The sequence below is a fragment of the Paracoccus sp. BR5-17 genome, assembly GCF_055693925.1.
The window spans coordinates 1-13481 of the sequence record NZ_JBVFUV010000006.1 but is presented as its reverse complement, the minus strand read 5'-3'; the positions used below and the strand labels follow the sequence as shown (position 1 = coordinate 13481).

Annotated in this window: 14 protein-coding genes and 4 pseudogenes; 7 read left to right on the top strand and 11 right to left on the bottom strand. The window is 63.7% G+C overall.

Going from position 1 to position 13481, the window contains the following annotated elements; translation table 11 throughout:
- Window positions 1–113: 113 nt before the first annotated feature.
- The 8 genes and pseudogenes from ACZ1HC_RS16890 to soxX all read right to left on the bottom strand — a co-directional run bounded on the left by ACZ1HC_RS16890 (window position 114) and on the right by soxX (window position 6679).
- Window positions 114–551, bottom strand: a complete 438-nt coding sequence (locus ACZ1HC_RS16890) for a pseudoazurin (protein WP_472701129.1) — start codon at window positions 549–551, stop codon at window positions 114–116.
- A 101-nt stretch (window positions 552–652) separates the two neighbouring features.
- Window positions 653–1369: pseudogene (locus ACZ1HC_RS16885) on the bottom strand (c-type cytochrome); the annotation flags it as partial.
- The gene (gene soxC, locus ACZ1HC_RS16880) at window positions 1353–2624 is read right to left on the bottom strand and encodes a sulfite dehydrogenase (protein ID WP_472701128.1); all 1272 of its coding nucleotides are present in this window, start codon (window positions 2622–2624) and stop codon (window positions 1353–1355) included. The pseudogene ACZ1HC_RS16885 and the gene soxC, both read right to left, overlap by 17 nt.
- Window positions 2625–2688: 64 nt before the next feature.
- Window positions 2689–4328 (bottom strand): annotated as a pseudogene (gene soxB / locus ACZ1HC_RS16875) (thiosulfohydrolase SoxB); the annotation flags it as partial.
- A 75-nt stretch (window positions 4329–4403) separates the two neighbouring features.
- Complete coding sequence (soxA, locus tag ACZ1HC_RS16870; protein ID WP_472701127.1) at window positions 4404–5267, bottom strand: sulfur oxidation c-type cytochrome SoxA; 864 nt, start codon at window positions 5265–5267, stop codon at window positions 4404–4406.
- A gap of 79 nt (window positions 5268–5346) precedes the next feature.
- Window positions 5347–5675, bottom strand: a pseudogene (gene soxZ, locus ACZ1HC_RS16865) (thiosulfate oxidation carrier complex protein SoxZ).
- Window positions 5676–5697: 22 nt separating this feature from the next.
- Window positions 5698–6144, bottom strand: coding sequence for a thiosulfate oxidation carrier protein SoxY (gene soxY, locus ACZ1HC_RS16860; protein ID WP_472701126.1), 447 nt, complete (start codon window positions 6142–6144; stop codon window positions 5698–5700).
- Window positions 6145–6199: 55 nt separating this feature from the next.
- Window positions 6200–6679 carry a sulfur oxidation c-type cytochrome SoxX gene (gene soxX, locus ACZ1HC_RS16855; RefSeq protein WP_472701125.1) on the bottom strand — a complete coding sequence of 160 codons (480 nt, stop codon included), beginning with the start codon at window positions 6677–6679 and terminating at the stop codon, window positions 6200–6202.
- 156 nt (window positions 6680–6835) lie between these two features.
- Between soxX and ACZ1HC_RS16850 the strand changes: the two genes are divergently transcribed.
- Both ACZ1HC_RS16850 and ACZ1HC_RS16845 read left to right on the top strand, forming a co-directional pair.
- Window positions 6836–7240: an ArsR/SmtB family transcription factor gene (locus tag ACZ1HC_RS16850; RefSeq protein ID WP_472701124.1), complete on the top strand. Its 405-nt coding sequence runs from the start codon at window positions 6836–6838 to the stop codon at window positions 7238–7240.
- A gap of 68 nt (window positions 7241–7308) precedes the next feature.
- The gene (locus tag ACZ1HC_RS16845; protein WP_472701123.1) at window positions 7309–8298 is read left to right on the top strand and encodes a YeeE/YedE family protein; all 990 of its coding nucleotides are present in this window, start codon (window positions 7309–7311) and stop codon (window positions 8296–8298) included.
- Window positions 8299–8333: 35 nt separating this feature from the next.
- Here ACZ1HC_RS16845 and ACZ1HC_RS16840 read toward each other — a convergent pair whose 3' ends face one another.
- The gene (locus ACZ1HC_RS16840; protein WP_472701122.1) at window positions 8334–8801 is read right to left on the bottom strand and encodes a DUF302 domain-containing protein; all 468 of its coding nucleotides are present in this window, start codon (window positions 8799–8801) and stop codon (window positions 8334–8336) included.
- A gap of 4 nt (window positions 8802–8805) precedes the next feature.
- The gene (locus ACZ1HC_RS16835; RefSeq protein WP_472701121.1) at window positions 8806–9261 is read right to left on the bottom strand and encodes a hypothetical protein; all 456 of its coding nucleotides are present in this window, start codon (window positions 9259–9261) and stop codon (window positions 8806–8808) included.
- A gap of 118 nt (window positions 9262–9379) precedes the next feature.
- Here ACZ1HC_RS16835 and ACZ1HC_RS16830 point away from each other — a divergent pair, with 118 nt between their 5' ends.
- From ACZ1HC_RS16830 to ACZ1HC_RS16810, 5 genes and pseudogenes are all read left to right on the top strand, one after another.
- A complete protein-coding gene (locus tag ACZ1HC_RS16830; RefSeq protein ID WP_472701167.1) occupies window positions 9380–10117 on the top strand; it encodes a cytochrome c biogenesis CcdA family protein in 738 nt (245 codons plus the stop codon).
- Window positions 10114–10665 carry a thioredoxin family protein gene (locus ACZ1HC_RS16825; protein ID WP_472701120.1) on the top strand — a complete coding sequence of 184 codons (552 nt, stop codon included), beginning with the start codon at window positions 10114–10116 and terminating at the stop codon, window positions 10663–10665. The genes ACZ1HC_RS16830 and ACZ1HC_RS16825 overlap by 4 nt, the downstream gene beginning before the upstream one ends.
- Window positions 10666–10710: 45 nt before the next feature.
- Window positions 10711–11709 (top strand): MBL fold metallo-hydrolase, encoded by a 999-nt coding sequence (locus tag ACZ1HC_RS16820; protein ID WP_472701119.1) that lies wholly within the window; start codon window positions 10711–10713, stop codon window positions 11707–11709.
- Window positions 11672–12601, top strand: a complete 930-nt coding sequence (locus ACZ1HC_RS16815; RefSeq protein ID WP_472701118.1) for an MBL fold metallo-hydrolase — start codon at window positions 11672–11674, stop codon at window positions 12599–12601. Before ACZ1HC_RS16820 ends, ACZ1HC_RS16815 begins: the two co-directional genes overlap by 38 nt.
- Before the next feature lie 129 nt (window positions 12602–12730).
- A pseudogene (locus ACZ1HC_RS16810) lies at window positions 12731–12852 on the top strand (IS5/IS1182 family transposase); the annotation flags it as partial.
- A 202-nt stretch (window positions 12853–13054) separates the two neighbouring features.
- Here ACZ1HC_RS16810 and tnpB read toward each other — a convergent pair.
- A complete protein-coding gene (gene tnpB / locus ACZ1HC_RS16805; protein WP_472701166.1) occupies window positions 13055–13402 on the bottom strand; it encodes an IS66 family insertion sequence element accessory protein TnpB in 348 nt (115 codons plus the stop codon).
- Window positions 13403–13481 lie beyond the last annotated feature (79 nt).

The window sequence follows — 13481 nt, the reverse complement described above, 5'->3', positions numbered from 1 at the left end:
AAACAGGTTTATGGGTCCTGACCCTAAGCCCTTGCCTCACCAGAAACGCCGGAAGAATGCGCGGGGCGGATTGCTTCCGCCCGCTTTTTCCGGTCACCGAAGTTTTCAGGCCGTCATTCGATCTGCGCGATGGCTTCGTCCATCCGTTCCCGCGCCTTTTTCGACATCTTGGCGGATTTGGCGGCCTCGATGTTGGCTGCTTCATCGCCGACCTGGATCAAGCCCACCATGCCCATGGGGAAATGCGGCGTGCACTTGACGCCATAGAGCCCAGGCTCTGTCACCGTCAGGACGAATTCGTCGTTTACCTTGCTTTTGAACTTCTCCACCCCCTCGGGCAGGATTTCGGCGATGGATTCGACGTTGTGGCTTTTGTCCGTGGGGACGAAGGTCACGGTGTCACCGGGTTCGGCACGAACGAAGGCCGGCTCGAAGACCATTGGCCCCTTTTCCCCCTTGTTCAGCATCTGAACCTGGTGATCGGCGGCAAGAGCTGCTCCGGCCATGGCAAGAAAGGCCGCCGGAATGGCGAGGCATGAAAGATAGGTCATCGTTCTTCCTGTCTGGTGGTTTTCATGGAACGATCCGCCTGATCGCGGACCGCGACTGAGCCGCAGGCACCAGGGAGAGGCGCCCGCCCCTGTCAGTCGATGCTGGCCTCGGCAGGAGCGTCTTCCGATCCGCCTTCAGCCGCCTCGTCCTCGCCCCCGGGGGTCACGTCCAGCACCGAGGCGTGCATGGTGATCTCGACGCTTTCCTTGCAGTTCTCCATGCAAGGTTCCGCGGAAAAGATGGAATATTCGGCTTCTGGCCGATCATCCACGATGAAACCGTCGGCATTGGGCATCTGGACTTCGGTGAAGTTTTCCTTGGACAGAACGAAATCATCTTCGACCAGGCCGTTGGAATAGAGCAGATAGGCCGTGATCGCGTAGGTATCGTCCGGCGTCAGGATCTGCGCATTGCCGAACGGCATCGAGCGGTGAACGTAATCCCAGACGGTCGACAGATAGGGCCAGTAACTGCCGATGGTCTTCTCGGGGTCTTCCCGGTCCAGCGTGCCTTCGCCCCCGGACAGAGAGGGCCAGTTGTCCAGCCCTTCGGCGAAGTCGCCATGACAGGCCGCGCATTGCTCCAGATAGATCTCCTCGCCCGTCATCACGTCACCCGAGCCTTCGGGCAGGCCGGTGCCGTCGGGGCTGACGTCCAGATTCCATGCCGCAACCTCCTCGGGCAACGCCGGCCGCCCCAAGCCAAGGGGCTGGGCCGACGAAGGCGCCGCATTGGACGGTGCGACCTGCGTCTCGGCTGCAGCGGAACCTGCGGCCAGGATGATCAGCAGGGCGGCTGCTTTACGAAATTTCGACATTTTCCGCGCTTCCGTCTTTCTTGATCCACCAGGTCTGGATACCGTTGTTGTGGTAAATCGAGTTCTCGCCCCTGATTTCGCGCAGCGCGTTCTTGGTCGGCTGGACGTAACCCGTCTCGTCCACGGCGCGCGATTGCAGCAGCATCTCCTCGCCGTCCCAGACATGGTCCAGGTAGAAGCGTGTCATCGCCTTGGGCACCCCCGGCTGGGCCAGCCGTGCCGGGGTCCAGTTCTTGCCGCCATCGACCGATACGTCCACGCGGGTGATCGCCCCGCGCCCGGACCAGGCCAGCCCGGTGATGACCAAAGGTCCCGGCCCGTGCTTGATGCCGACCTGCGGGCTGGGCGCCGTCACGACCGATTTCGCATCCATCACCCAGGTCCACTTCCGCGAGATCCCGTTGGCCAGGGTGTCGGTGTATTTCGACGTTTCCTCGCGGCTCTCGACGGGTCCGTCCGTCACTTCGATGCGGCGCAGCCACTTGACCCACAGGTTGCCTTCCCAGCCCGGCACGACCAGCCGCGCAGGATAGCCGTGCTCCTTGCGCAGAGCCTCTCCGTTGGCCTTGAAGGCAACCATGACATCGTCCATCGCCTTCTCGATCGGGATCGAGCGGCCGTTCGACGCGGCGTCCGACCCTTCCACATAGATCCACTTGCCCTCGGGCTTGACGCCTGCCTCGGCCAGCAGGGTCTTCAGGGGAACGCCGACATATTCCATGTTGTGGATCATGCCGTGCGTGAACTGCGACCCGTTCAGCTGCGCGCCGGCCCATTCCATGCCGGTATTGGCCGCGCATTCGCAAAAATAGACGCCTTGGCTGCGGGGAAAACGCTCCAGGTCCTCGTAGGTGAAGACCAGTTCGCGGTCCACTAGCCCGTTGATCATCAGGCGGTAGTCCGGCTTGGCCAGTTCGATCGCCCCGGAATGGTGACGCTCGAAGGCGCAGCCGGCGGGGGTGATCGTGCCGTCCAACTGATGGATCGGCGTGAAGTTGACCGAGCTGATGGTGTCCGCCGTCAGCCAGGCCACGTTGCGGCGGATCACGTCGGATTCGAAACGGATGGGCAGCCCGTAAGGCGTGGCGTCCACGCCATCGCCGCTGTAGCGGGCCCAGTCCTGCACCTCGGTGATGAGCGGATCCGGCGTACCCTGCCCACGCGCGGCCGACACGGCGGCCGGCAGAGCGACGCTGGCGGCCAGTCCGGCGCGCAAGAAGCCGCGGCGGCTGGTCGTTCCCGGTCTGACGGTCATGCGAACCAACTCCTTCATAGTCCCTTGACGGTAATGCTTGAAACCGGCGCGTCCTGCTGCGCGCCCCTGCCTTGCGAATGTGGCCCTCGACCACGTCCCAGATCTGCGGCCCTTCGGTGCCTTCGTTGATGGAAGCCCAGCCGCCGATCACATAGCTGCGGGCGGGGTCGATGGGGGCGTCCTCGGCGATCAGACGAAGATCGGTGATGCGGCTGCCCATGGGCGCGGTCGGGTCGATCGTGTAGGCCAGACCGCCCACGCGGACCATGTCCCCGCCCTGCTGGTAATAGGGGTCGGGGTTGAAGATGTTGTCGGCCACATCCTCCATGACGGTCTTCAGCGTCTCGCCGGTCATTTCCGTCCGATAGCATTGGCCATAGGTCATCGAGGTGACCGAATGGATATCCTCGCGGGTGATGTCGCCCGGCAGGACCGATGCCCCCAGCGGACACCGGGCGACAGGGCGATCTCGGCATCGCGCTCTTCCAGGATGGCGCGGCAGATCAGGTCGTCCCAGGTGCCGTTGAAATTGCCCCGCCGGTAGAGCAGCCTGTCGGTCTGCCCGATCACCGTATCGAGGTCGGCCTTGTAGGGCGCGCGGACCTCCTCGATCAGCGAGGCCATCTCGGGGTCGGGGGCGATCACGTCGGAAAAGACCGGGATCAGCTTGTGGCGGAAGCCCGCCATCCGGCCGCCCTGCACGTCCAGATCGACGCGGCTGACGAACTTGCCGTGGCTGCCCGATGCGATGATGATCGTCTCGCCCACCAGCACCGGCTCGGGGACGGCGTCGTGGGTATGGCCCGACAGGATCACGTCGATGCCCTTCACCCGGCCCGCCATCTTGTGATCGACGTCGAAACCGTTGTGCGACAGGCAGACGACCAGATCGACGTTCTGGGCGCGCAACTCGTCGACGACCTCCTGCATGCGCTCCTCGCGGATGCCGAAGCTGTATTCGGGGAACATCCATTTCGGGTTGGCAATCGGAAGATAGGGAAAGGCCTGTCCGATCACGCCAACGGCCAGATCGCCCTTCTGGATGATCTTGTAGGGCTCGAACGCGGGCTCGTCCCATTCCACATCATAGATGTTGGCGCCCAGGAACGGAAAGTTGCACTGCTCGATCAACTCCTGGACACGCTCGGTGCCGAAGGTGAACTCCCAGTGGCTGGACATCGCTTCGACGCCCAGCAGGTTCTGGACCCGGACCATGTCCTCGCCCCGAGTCTTGAGGCTGGTATAGCTGCCGTGCCAGGTATCCCCGCCGTCCAGCAGGATGGCATCCGGGCGGCTGCCGCGGATGGCCTTCACGATGGTGGCGATGCGGTCGAAGCCGCCCATCCGGCCATAGGTTTTCGCCAGAGCCTCGAAGTCGGGATAGGTCAGCGCATAGGCCTCGGGGCTGCCCGGCGCGATGCCGAACATCTTCTGGAAGGTCTCGCCCACGACATGCGGGACGCGCCCCGCAGCCTCGCCCACGCCGATGTTGGTATCGGGTTCCCGAAACCAGACCGGCCGCAGATGGGCATGCGCATCCGTGACATGGATCAGCGTCAGGTTGCCAAAGTCGTCGAACTGCAGCAACTGGTCCTGCGTCAGCGCCTGCTGGGCCATGGCCCGCGACCAGCTGGACATGCCCAGCCCGGCAAGGATCGCCGAGGTTGCCAGACCGGCCTGAAGAAATTCCCTGCGCGATGCCACAGTCACCTCATCATATTCGAATAATTGCACATAATGTTCGTGCTTGATCGACCGCGGCCCTGTGCCGCGGCCTGTTCAGTGACGGACAGCCGGAGTTTCGACAGCCAGACCGTTCCCGCGCGAAGCGACATAGAGTTCCAGTTCCCGGAACTCCTGACTGCCGGCTTCAAACGGGACCCCGCGCGTGTCGCGGACGCAGCCGACGAACCGCTGGTGTATGGACACGGCACCCTGATCCTTCAGGCGATACAACGGAAATCCGTTGATCTGCCCTTGGCTCAGATGGTCCGAGCGGATGTAGTTCCCGAAATTGTCCTCGTGGCAATTGGCGCAGGACATCTCCAACTGGCCGTAGCGCGTGTAGTACATCTCCTTGCCCTTCTCCCAGAAAGGCGCGGCCTCGCCATCGATCTTGACCGCGACCGGCATTCCCCGCGACTGCACGCCAATGGCGGCGGTCATGTTCTTCATCTCCTGGCTGTTCCATCCCCAGGCCTCGGCGCCCATGCGGTTGGTGCGGCAGTCGTTGACGTAGTTTTCCAGCGACCAAAGCTCGCCCTTGTCGTTCACCTTGGGCATCTGGGCCCGCAGGCCCTTCATGCTTTCCTCGATGTCGTTGTGGCAATCGGCGCAGGACTTGTCGGCGGTGCCCTCGGGCGTGCTCCACGCCTCGAGGCCGGCATCGACGAACAGGAACATCGGATTGTCGAAATCGTCCTTCTGCATCGCGCGGGTGTCGGTGTCGCGGAACAGCCAGCCCGAATAGACCGTGTCCCCCAACGCACCTTCCAGATGATCGGGCGCCGGGGCCTGCGTGGCCAGTTCCTCCTCGCCATTGATGACCAGCTGGTCGTCCTGGACGGGATCCGCCTGGGCGGCCGTCAGGGCAAGTGTTGCCGCCAGAACCGCCACGGCCTTCACAGTATGTTGCAGCTTCATCTTGCCGTATTTCCTCCCTGGCGATGTCAGACTGCCCCACCCTCCATGGTCGCAGGCAGATCGGGCTTGGGCCCGGGTATCAGGACACTTCCACCTTGTGGGCGTCCTCGTAGACCGACCCATCATCGTCGTACCACGTGAACTTGAATTCCCCGGTCTCCGGCACCTTGGCATCGAATTCGAGATAAGGGTTGGTGCTGATCGCCGGTTCAAGCGTGGTGTCCAGCACCAGCTGGCCGTTGAATTCTGCGGTGAAGCGATTGATGATCGACCGCGGGATGGTATTGCCGTCCTTGTCCTTGCGCTGGCCCGACTCCATCGGATGCGAGATCAGCGTCTTGATCGTGATGACCTCGTCCTTGGACGCGGTTTCGGGACACGGACGCGCGGTCGGACGTTTTCTGCCATAATCCTGTTCCTTCTTCCTGTATCAGCCGCCGCAACCGCCGATGGTGACCTTCACATTCGCGGCCGTGCGCACGAAGCTGCCATCCGCCATCTTCGCGATGGCTATAACGTCCTGCGTCTTGGCCAGACGGATGCGCGTGGCCGCGGCCTGATTGGCCGCCAGCGGGCCGAACGTGAACTTGGCCACCCCCGGCGTGGGATTCTCCGAAGCGATCAGCAGGATTTCAGCGGCCCCCGGCGCCTCGACCGAGATCGGGACCGTGTTGCCGTTCTCGGCGATCTCGGGCGCGGTTAACCTGACGCCGTCACCTTCGGCAACATCGGCGCCGCCGGTGAACTCGGCGATCATCTCATCGGCCGTCCGGACGGGTGCCGCCGCCGCATCCTGAGCCCGCACGGCGATCGGGAGCATGGCCAGCCCGGCCAGCCCGGCGCTTGCAGCCAGAACTCCTCGTCGTGAAATCAGCATGTTGTCCTTCCTTCCTTGTCGCATTCCCGTCGCCCCCTGTGGCACGGGGCTTGTTTCATTCCTTGAGCGTCATCAGATAGGCCACGACATCCTCGACCTGCTGGGCTGACAGGATGGGCTGGATGTCCTCGGGCTTTTCGGGCGGCTTGGCGGTGTAGGCGATTCCGGGGCGAATGAACGGCCCCACCTTGTACATGCCGGGCATGAAGGATTCCGGGAAGGTGCGCTTGGCATCGACCACGATCCCGCGCAGCTGCGCCTCGGTCCAGCGGTCGGCAGCGCCGTCCAGTTGCGGGCCGATGTTGCCCTGGAACGGCACGTCAGGCATTGCCGCAATGGCATGGCATGCGACGCAATTGCCCAGGGCATTCGTCGTCATGATGACCATGCCCTCATCAGGATTACCCGGTTTGCCCGTCAGGGATTCGGAAACCGACCCATCTTCGGCCCAAGACACGTCATTCGGCAGAGTCTCTGCCATTGCTGCAGCGCTAAGGCTGGCTGCCACAACTGTCAGCACCAGGATTTTCTGCATCTGCCCTCCCCCAAAGGCGCGGAAGCCACACTCCCTTGCGACCTCACGCATCCTTCACTCTAGGGTCTTTGATCCAGGAAGCAACGCTTATATTGCAATAAGTGAATATCTGACGAAACATCGGCCAAGGGGCCGGATTGCGGACGAAGGACATCAATGAGCGGATCGGACAGCCTCGCGCGCTCGGGCCTGGGAAAACTGCTGTTCGGCAGAATGGACGCCATGCTTTCCAGCCCATCCCCTGCGCAGGCAGATCCCACGGCGCGCTCTGCCGCGATCGAGGAGGCCGCTAACGTCTTCAAGGCCTTGGGACACGAAGGGCGGTTTCTCATCCTCTGCCATCTGGCGCAGGGCCCCAAGAGCGTCGGAGAGCTTGAAGGGATGCTGGACGCGCGGCAGTCCGCTGTCAGCCAGCAGCTTGCACGACTGAGGATCGAGGGGCTGGTCACGGCACGGCGGGAAGGGAAGACGATCTTCTATTCGCTCAAGGACCCGCGCATCGGCGAACTGCTGATCTGCTATGCGCGGATCTTCGGCGGTGAAGATCGTCGAAACCTTTGACTGACGCTGTCATGACGGCGGCCATTGCGGCAGGGTTGCAGGCCGGAGCCGTCGGGCTGGGCGTCGGAATGCTTCTGGGCCTTTGCGCGCGGTTGGGCGATTTCTGCACCTTGGGCGCCCTGGAAACCGCCCTCATCGGCCGGGACTACCGCCGGATCCATATCTGGAGCCTTGCCCTTGGCGTGGCCATCCTGTCGACCCATCTGGCCGATGCCGCAGGTCTGATCGACGTCGGCCGCAGCCTGTATCACAGCTTTGTCTGGAACCCGTTGGCGAGTATCGCAGGCGGTCTGCTGTTTGGCTATGGCATGGCAATGGCAGGCAACTGCGGTTTCGGTGCATTGGTCCGGGCGGGCGACGGCGACATTCGGTCGGTGCTGATCGTGGTGGTTCTGGGCATTGCCACCTACGCGACGCTTGCAGGGCCGCTGGCGCCGCTGCGGGTCTTCGTTTTCCCCCAGGCGGAACAATCGGGGCGATCTGGAATGGGCGAGGCCTTCGCGGCCCTGAGCGGTCTTGAGCCTGCCTGGCTGGCCACGGCCCTTGGCCTTGTCCTGATAGCGGTGGGATTGCGCCATCCTCGGGTGCGCCAGTCGGCCGTGACGGTGATCTGCGCAGCGGGCGTGGGATTCTCCGTGGTCCTTGCCTTTATCGGCACCACGCAGGTTTCCCGCCATGGCATGGACGCCGTGCTGATCGAAGGCCCGTCCTACACCGCGCCGGTGGGGCGGACGATCCTGTATCTGATGACCGCGACAGGGACGCTGCCCTCCTTCTCGGTGGGGCTGGTGTGCGGCACGCTTGCCGGTGCCGCGGCGGGGTCGCTGTGGCGACGCAGCTTCCGCTGGGAAGCCTGCGACGATCCGCGCGAACTGGGCCGCCAGTTGGGGGGCGCGATCATGATGGGCATTGGCGGGGTCATCGCAATGGGCTGCACCATTGGCCAGGGACTGACCGCCACCGCCCTGCTGGTCTGGTCAGGCCCGGTAACCTTGATGGCAATCGCCGCCGGGGCCTGGGTAGGCCTGCAGCGACTGCTGCTGTCCGACGATCTGTAACCCTCGCGGGCCGGCGCCTGCAGAGCCTGCTGGACCTATTCCGTCCCGGCATCGACCAGCTTGGTCAGCATCTCGTTGACCGGCTGCATCGTCTCGCCCGGGTAAGTGCGGTGGCCGACGACGATCTTGCCCGGCTCGTCCGCCGTCTCATAGACGAAGATGCTGTAGGGGCAGTGCTGGATGTTGGCCGGATCGGCCTCCATCACCTCGCGGGAAACCTTGGCGGAACAGAAGCTGAAGATATCGGCCTGCGTGAACAGATCCTTTTCACCGCCCACATCTTCCTTGGTGCGCGCCAGCATCTCGCCCACGTGGCTGGTCAGATCGATCACCAGCCCCTCATTCGTGATCGCCTGTTCAACGGCGAAGGCGACGTCCTCGAAGGCCCCCTCGACAGTGCGGACATAGGATGCGCCCGTCTCATCCTGAGCGATCGCCTGCCCGACAGGCAGCGAAAGAACCAGAATCCCGGCACAGGCCCTCAGAATTGCGATCTTGGTCATCCGTTCATTTCTCCTGTTTCATGGGCATGGGAAGCTGCGGATCAGCGGTGGCGGCTGTGACGGGCTCGGCAGACCAGCCGGCGTCGCGCAGAAGGCCGGCAAGCAGGACCCAGAAGAATTCATCGCCTGCGTAGCCCTCGATCCGGCCCACCTCTGCCCCTTCGGACAACAGCACGAAGGTCGGGGTGAAGACGGGCGCCCGCCCGGTCAGCGTCACGTCCGGTGGAAGCGGAGCCTTGACGTCCAGACGCAGCAGCGGCGCGGCCTGCCCCTCTGCCGTCTTGGGATAGGCGGGACCGATCTCCTCGTTCCACTGCCGGCAATAGCTGCATCCGTCACGTTCGAACATCAGAAGCTGGAACGGGGCCGCATGGGCCACGGCCGCCATCGCCCACAGCATGATCGCGGCCGCGGACAGGCAGGCAAGGCGGGAACAGGCCGGGTGAAGCTTGGGAACCATGGGGAACCGCATTGACGGACGCCGATACGTATTTCAATATGATGATATAACGCTGTCAATGCAAGCATGGTGGCAAGCGGGCGACTTGATCGCGCCGGACCTTGCCGGAAGGTTGCCGATGCCCGAAATCACGTTTGGCGGGGCTGCCATTGCGGGACTGCTGTCGTTCCTCTCGCCTTGCATCCTGCCGATGGTGCCGTTCTATCTGTGCTATCTTGCCGGCGTGTCGATTGCCGAGATCAAGGAATCGCAGGGGATGGAGCCGCATGCGCAGCGGCGGCTTGTGTTCGGGGCCATTGTGTTCTCCTTGGGGGTCACGACGATCTTCGTCTTGCTGGGCCTTGGCGCGACAGCCGCTGGATCGGCCTTTTCCCGATGGAGAACGGAAATGTCCTGGGCGGCGGCGGCGATCCTGGGGCTGTTCGGGCTGCACTTCCTGGGCATCATCCGCATCCCGCTTCTTTACCGCGAGGCACGGATCCAGTCCTCGGGCAACCCGGCGACCCTGGCAGGCGCTTACGTGATGGGATTGGCCTTCGGCTTTGGCTGGACGCCCTGCGCAGGACCGGCCCTGGCGGCAATCCTGTTTGTCGCCTCGGGGCAGGAAAGCCTTTGGCAAGGGGGCGCGCTGCTGCTGGTCTATGGGCTGGCGATGACCTTTCCCTTTGTCCTCATCTCGTTCTTCACCCGGCCGTTCATGTCCTGGGTTGCCCGCCATCAACGGATCCTCGGAATGGTCGAACGGGTCATGGGGGTTATGCTGATCCTGTTCGCGGTCCTGATCGCCACGGATGGCGTCAACCGGATCGCCGCAGTCATGGTGGACAACATGGATTGGAGTGCAACAACGCGATGACACGACTTCATCTTGCCCTGGGCCTCATTCTGCCGCTCCTGGCCGTTCCCGCCTTCGCAGCCCCGGTCCCCTTGGGTGACGACGGGCTGCACAAGCCGGACTGGCTGAAGAACAGCTTCAAGGTGCTGGCCGAAGATCATCAGGAAGCGGCCGAGGCAGGCCGCCATCTGCTGCTGATCGTCGAACAGCGCGGCTGCATCTATTGCGCCCGGCTTCACAACGAGGTTCTCACCGATCCACGCATCGACCGGCTGATCCGCGACGAATTTGACGTGGTGCAGGTCGATCTGTTCGGCGGGACCGACCTGACCGATACGGATGGCGAGGTTCTGACCGAGAAGCGTGCAGCCGCCAAGTGGGGCGTCACCGTGACACCGACGCTGATCTTCATGCCCGCTGCCCTGCCCGCCGAAAAGGATGCTGCCCGCGCCGCAATGGCGGTTCTTCCCGGTGTCCTCGAAGCCGATGACTTGCTGGCCGTGCTGGAATGGGCAACGGCGGGGGGACCTGCCTCGGGACGCGACGTCCGGGACCTGCTGTCGCGTTGATGACGAACGAACAATGATGTTGTCCACCGACAGGAAGGATATGCCATGCACATCGCCCGCCGCGTTTTTCTGACCCGCAGTGCCGCGCTGATCTCGGCCGCGGCCCTGCCGCTGTCCCCCTTGCGCGGCTGGGCCGTGACCACGATGACAACGGGTGACCTGCGCATCGACAGCGTATCGGACGGACATATTGAGTTCCCGCCCGACTTCGCGTTCTCGGCGATCCCCGAAGCAGAGCGGGCCGATCTTCTGAGCAGCCTGAACATCGACCCGCAAGCCGTGGTCCACAGTCCTCTGAATGTCACGCTGCTGCGCCAGGGGGACCGCGTGGTGCTGTTCGATGTCGGCTCGGGGCCTGATTTCGTGCCCACGGCCGGGCGCCTGGTCGATGCCCTCTCCGCTCTCGATGTCTTGCCCGAGGATGTGACCGACGTGATCTTCACCCACGGACACCCCGATCATCTGTGGGGTGTGCTGGATGATTTCGACGAACCCTTGTTCCCCAATGCGGCGCTGAAGATGGGCCAGGTCGAATTCGACTACTGGACGGACCCGGCGACCATCGGCACCATCGGCGAGGAACGCCAGTCCTTTGCCGCGGGCGCCATGCGCCGCCTGACCGCGATCGGCGGCCTTGTGGAACGCTTTGACGATGGGGCCGAGGTGCTGCCGGGCATCCGCGCCGTAGCGACCCCCGGCCATACGCCCGGCCACATGTCCTTCGAGATCGGCACCTCGGACCAGGGCCTGTTCGTGACAGGCGATTTCGTGACGATGCTGGCCGGCTTCGTCCGGCCCGATCTGGGAACGGCGACCGATCACGACCCCGCTCTTGCGGCGCAGACTCGTCAGGCGATGCTTGCGCGGCTGGCTGACGAAGGCTGGATGATCCTGGGCTATCACCTGCCCAACGGCGGCATCGGCCGCGTCCGTCGCGATCGCGAGGCATTTTCCTTTGAAAGGGGGCGTGAAGATGCGGCTTCTTGGACGTGTAATGGCGGCCACGATGGTGGTCGCGGTAAAGGCGACACTGGCGCAGGCTGACGATACGCCTGATAAGTATCCCGACTCCGTCCTCTACAGTGCGCCGGTCAAGGTGGCAGAGGGCATCTACAGCGCGATCGGCGCGACGCAGCCGCCCACCTACGAAAACGCGGGCCATAACAACAACCTGTCCTTCATCGTGACATCGGACGGGGTTGTGGTCGTCAACGGCGGCGCGTCGTGGAAGCTGGCCGAGGCCCTGCACGCCGAAATCCGCAAGATCACCGACCAGCCGGTCAAGCTGGTGATCAACGAAAACGGCCAGGGCCACTCGATGCTGGGCAATAGCTATTGGGCTGCACAGGGCGTTCCCATCCTTGCACAGGAAGAAGCGGCGGCAGAGTTCGTCGACACCGAGGGCCCGCGCGGGCTCGAGGCGCTGAAGGCCTATGCCAGGGAAAACGCCGAAGGCACAACCATCGTCGAGCCGACGGAAACCTTCACGGACCGCAAGGACATCCAGATGGGCGATACGCGGATCGAGGCGCTGCACCTTGGCCCGGCCCATTCGCCCGGCGACACACAAGTCTGGCTGCCCGACAGCAAGGTGCTGATCGCGGGCGATATCGCGTTTTCCGAACGCATGCCGCCGATCTTCGAAGGCACCTGCACCCTGTGCTGGATCGAAACCTTCGAAACCAGGCTGGAGCCGCTGGGGGCCGAAGTCATCGTTCCCGGCCACGGGGCACCCACCGATCTTGCCAGCGTGCGCCACGCAACCGTTAATTACCTCAAGGATTTGCGGGGCAAGATCGGGGAGCATCTGGATGCGGGCGGGGATCTGTCGCAGGCTTATTACGTGGATCAGTCCGAATGGAGCTGGATGGATACGTTCGAGGAACTTGCCACGAAAAATGCCGGAGTGGTGTTTTCAGAAATGGAGTTTGAATGACCGGGGGCTGAGTTGATCGCGCCACTCCTTGCTTGCGCCGCTGACCGTGCTCTTCTCCCTGGAAACGGCTCTGTTGCACAAATTTCGTGAGGGATTCATGTTGTGGATCCAGCGTGGTAGCTGAGTGGCATGAGCAGACCCACACCCCCGCCTACAAGACCAGGAACTGGCCAGCCTCCAATGAAGCGCTGAAGCGCCGCGGCTCGCTTACGATCTGGTTTGATCCCACCATGACTTGGCATGCCGCACCGAACCGATGCGCACGGTGCCCGGCCAGCTGGTGCCGGAGCTTCTCGATCAGGATCGCCTGGGCCTTCACCTCGGCCAGGAGCCGCGCCGTGAAGGCGCGCAGCTCCTCGGGATCTTCCGGCAGGATGGCGGGCTCGTCGAGCATGAGACGAGCTTATCGGGCTGGATTCCGGCTGGGAATCCTCAACGATTAGGACCAGTCGCTTATCCGGCCGCCAAGGGCTGCCAGGTCCGCTGCGGGGCCCGCCAGTCGATCCCTTCCAGCAGCATCGCCAACTGCGCGGCCGATAGGGCGATCTTGCCCTCGGTGGCGGAAGGCCAGACAAACCGGCCTCGCTCCAGCCGCTTCATGAACATGCAGGCGCCCTGGCCATCCCACCAGATCACCTTGACCAGATTGCCGCGCCGGCCCCGGAAGACAAACAGATGCCCACCGAACGGATCCTGCTTCAGCACCGCCTCGGCCTGCGCGGCCAAGGCCGCAAAGCCCTTGCGCATGTCCGTGACCCCGGCCGCAAGCCACACCCGCGTGTTGGCCGGCACCGGGATCACGCCGTCAGCCCCCGGATCAGCCGCGCCGGAGCCTCGGGATCGTAGCGCCCCGTGATCCGCATCCGCTGCCCGCCGGCGA

What these genes read in the sequence shown, in the direction of transcription:
- ACZ1HC_RS16840 (WP_472701122.1), bottom strand. Translation starts at nt 8,801, where the DNA reads ATGACCAAGATCGCAATTCTGAGGGCCTGTGCCGGGATTCTGGTTCTT.
- ACZ1HC_RS16825 (WP_472701120.1), top strand. Translation starts at nt 10,114, where the DNA reads ATGACACGACTTCATCTTGCCCTGGGCCTCATTCTGCCGCTCCTGGCC.
- soxC (WP_472701128.1), bottom strand. Translation starts at nt 2,624, where the DNA reads ATGACCGTCAGACCGGGAACGACCAGCCGCCGCGGCTTCTTGCGCGCC.
- soxY (WP_472701126.1), bottom strand. Translation starts at nt 6,144, where the DNA reads ATGCTGATTTCACGACGAGGAGTTCTGGCTGCAAGCGCCGGGCTGGCC.
- ACZ1HC_RS16815 (WP_472701118.1), top strand. Translation starts at nt 11,672, where the DNA reads ATGGTGGTCGCGGTAAAGGCGACACTGGCGCAGGCTGACGATACGCCT.
- soxX (WP_472701125.1), bottom strand. Translation starts at nt 6,679, where the DNA reads ATGCAGAAAATCCTGGTGCTGACAGTTGTGGCAGCCAGCCTTAGCGCT.
- ACZ1HC_RS16845 (WP_472701123.1), top strand. Translation starts at nt 7,309, where the DNA reads ATGCTTCTGGGCCTTTGCGCGCGGTTGGGCGATTTCTGCACCTTGGGC.
- ACZ1HC_RS16820 (WP_472701119.1), top strand. Translation starts at nt 10,711, where the DNA reads ATGCACATCGCCCGCCGCGTTTTTCTGACCCGCAGTGCCGCGCTGATC.
- ACZ1HC_RS16835 (WP_472701121.1), bottom strand. Translation starts at nt 9,261, where the DNA reads ATGGTTCCCAAGCTTCACCCGGCCTGTTCCCGCCTTGCCTGCCTGTCC.
- soxA (WP_472701127.1), bottom strand. Translation starts at nt 5,267, where the DNA reads ATGAAGCTGCAACATACTGTGAAGGCCGTGGCGGTTCTGGCGGCAACA.
- ACZ1HC_RS16830 (WP_472701167.1), top strand. Translation starts at nt 9,380, where the DNA reads ATGCCCGAAATCACGTTTGGCGGGGCTGCCATTGCGGGACTGCTGTCG.
- ACZ1HC_RS16890 (WP_472701129.1), bottom strand. Translation starts at nt 551, where the DNA reads ATGACCTATCTTTCATGCCTCGCCATTCCGGCGGCCTTTCTTGCCATG.
- ACZ1HC_RS16850 (WP_472701124.1), top strand. Translation starts at nt 6,836, where the DNA reads ATGAGCGGATCGGACAGCCTCGCGCGCTCGGGCCTGGGAAAACTGCTG.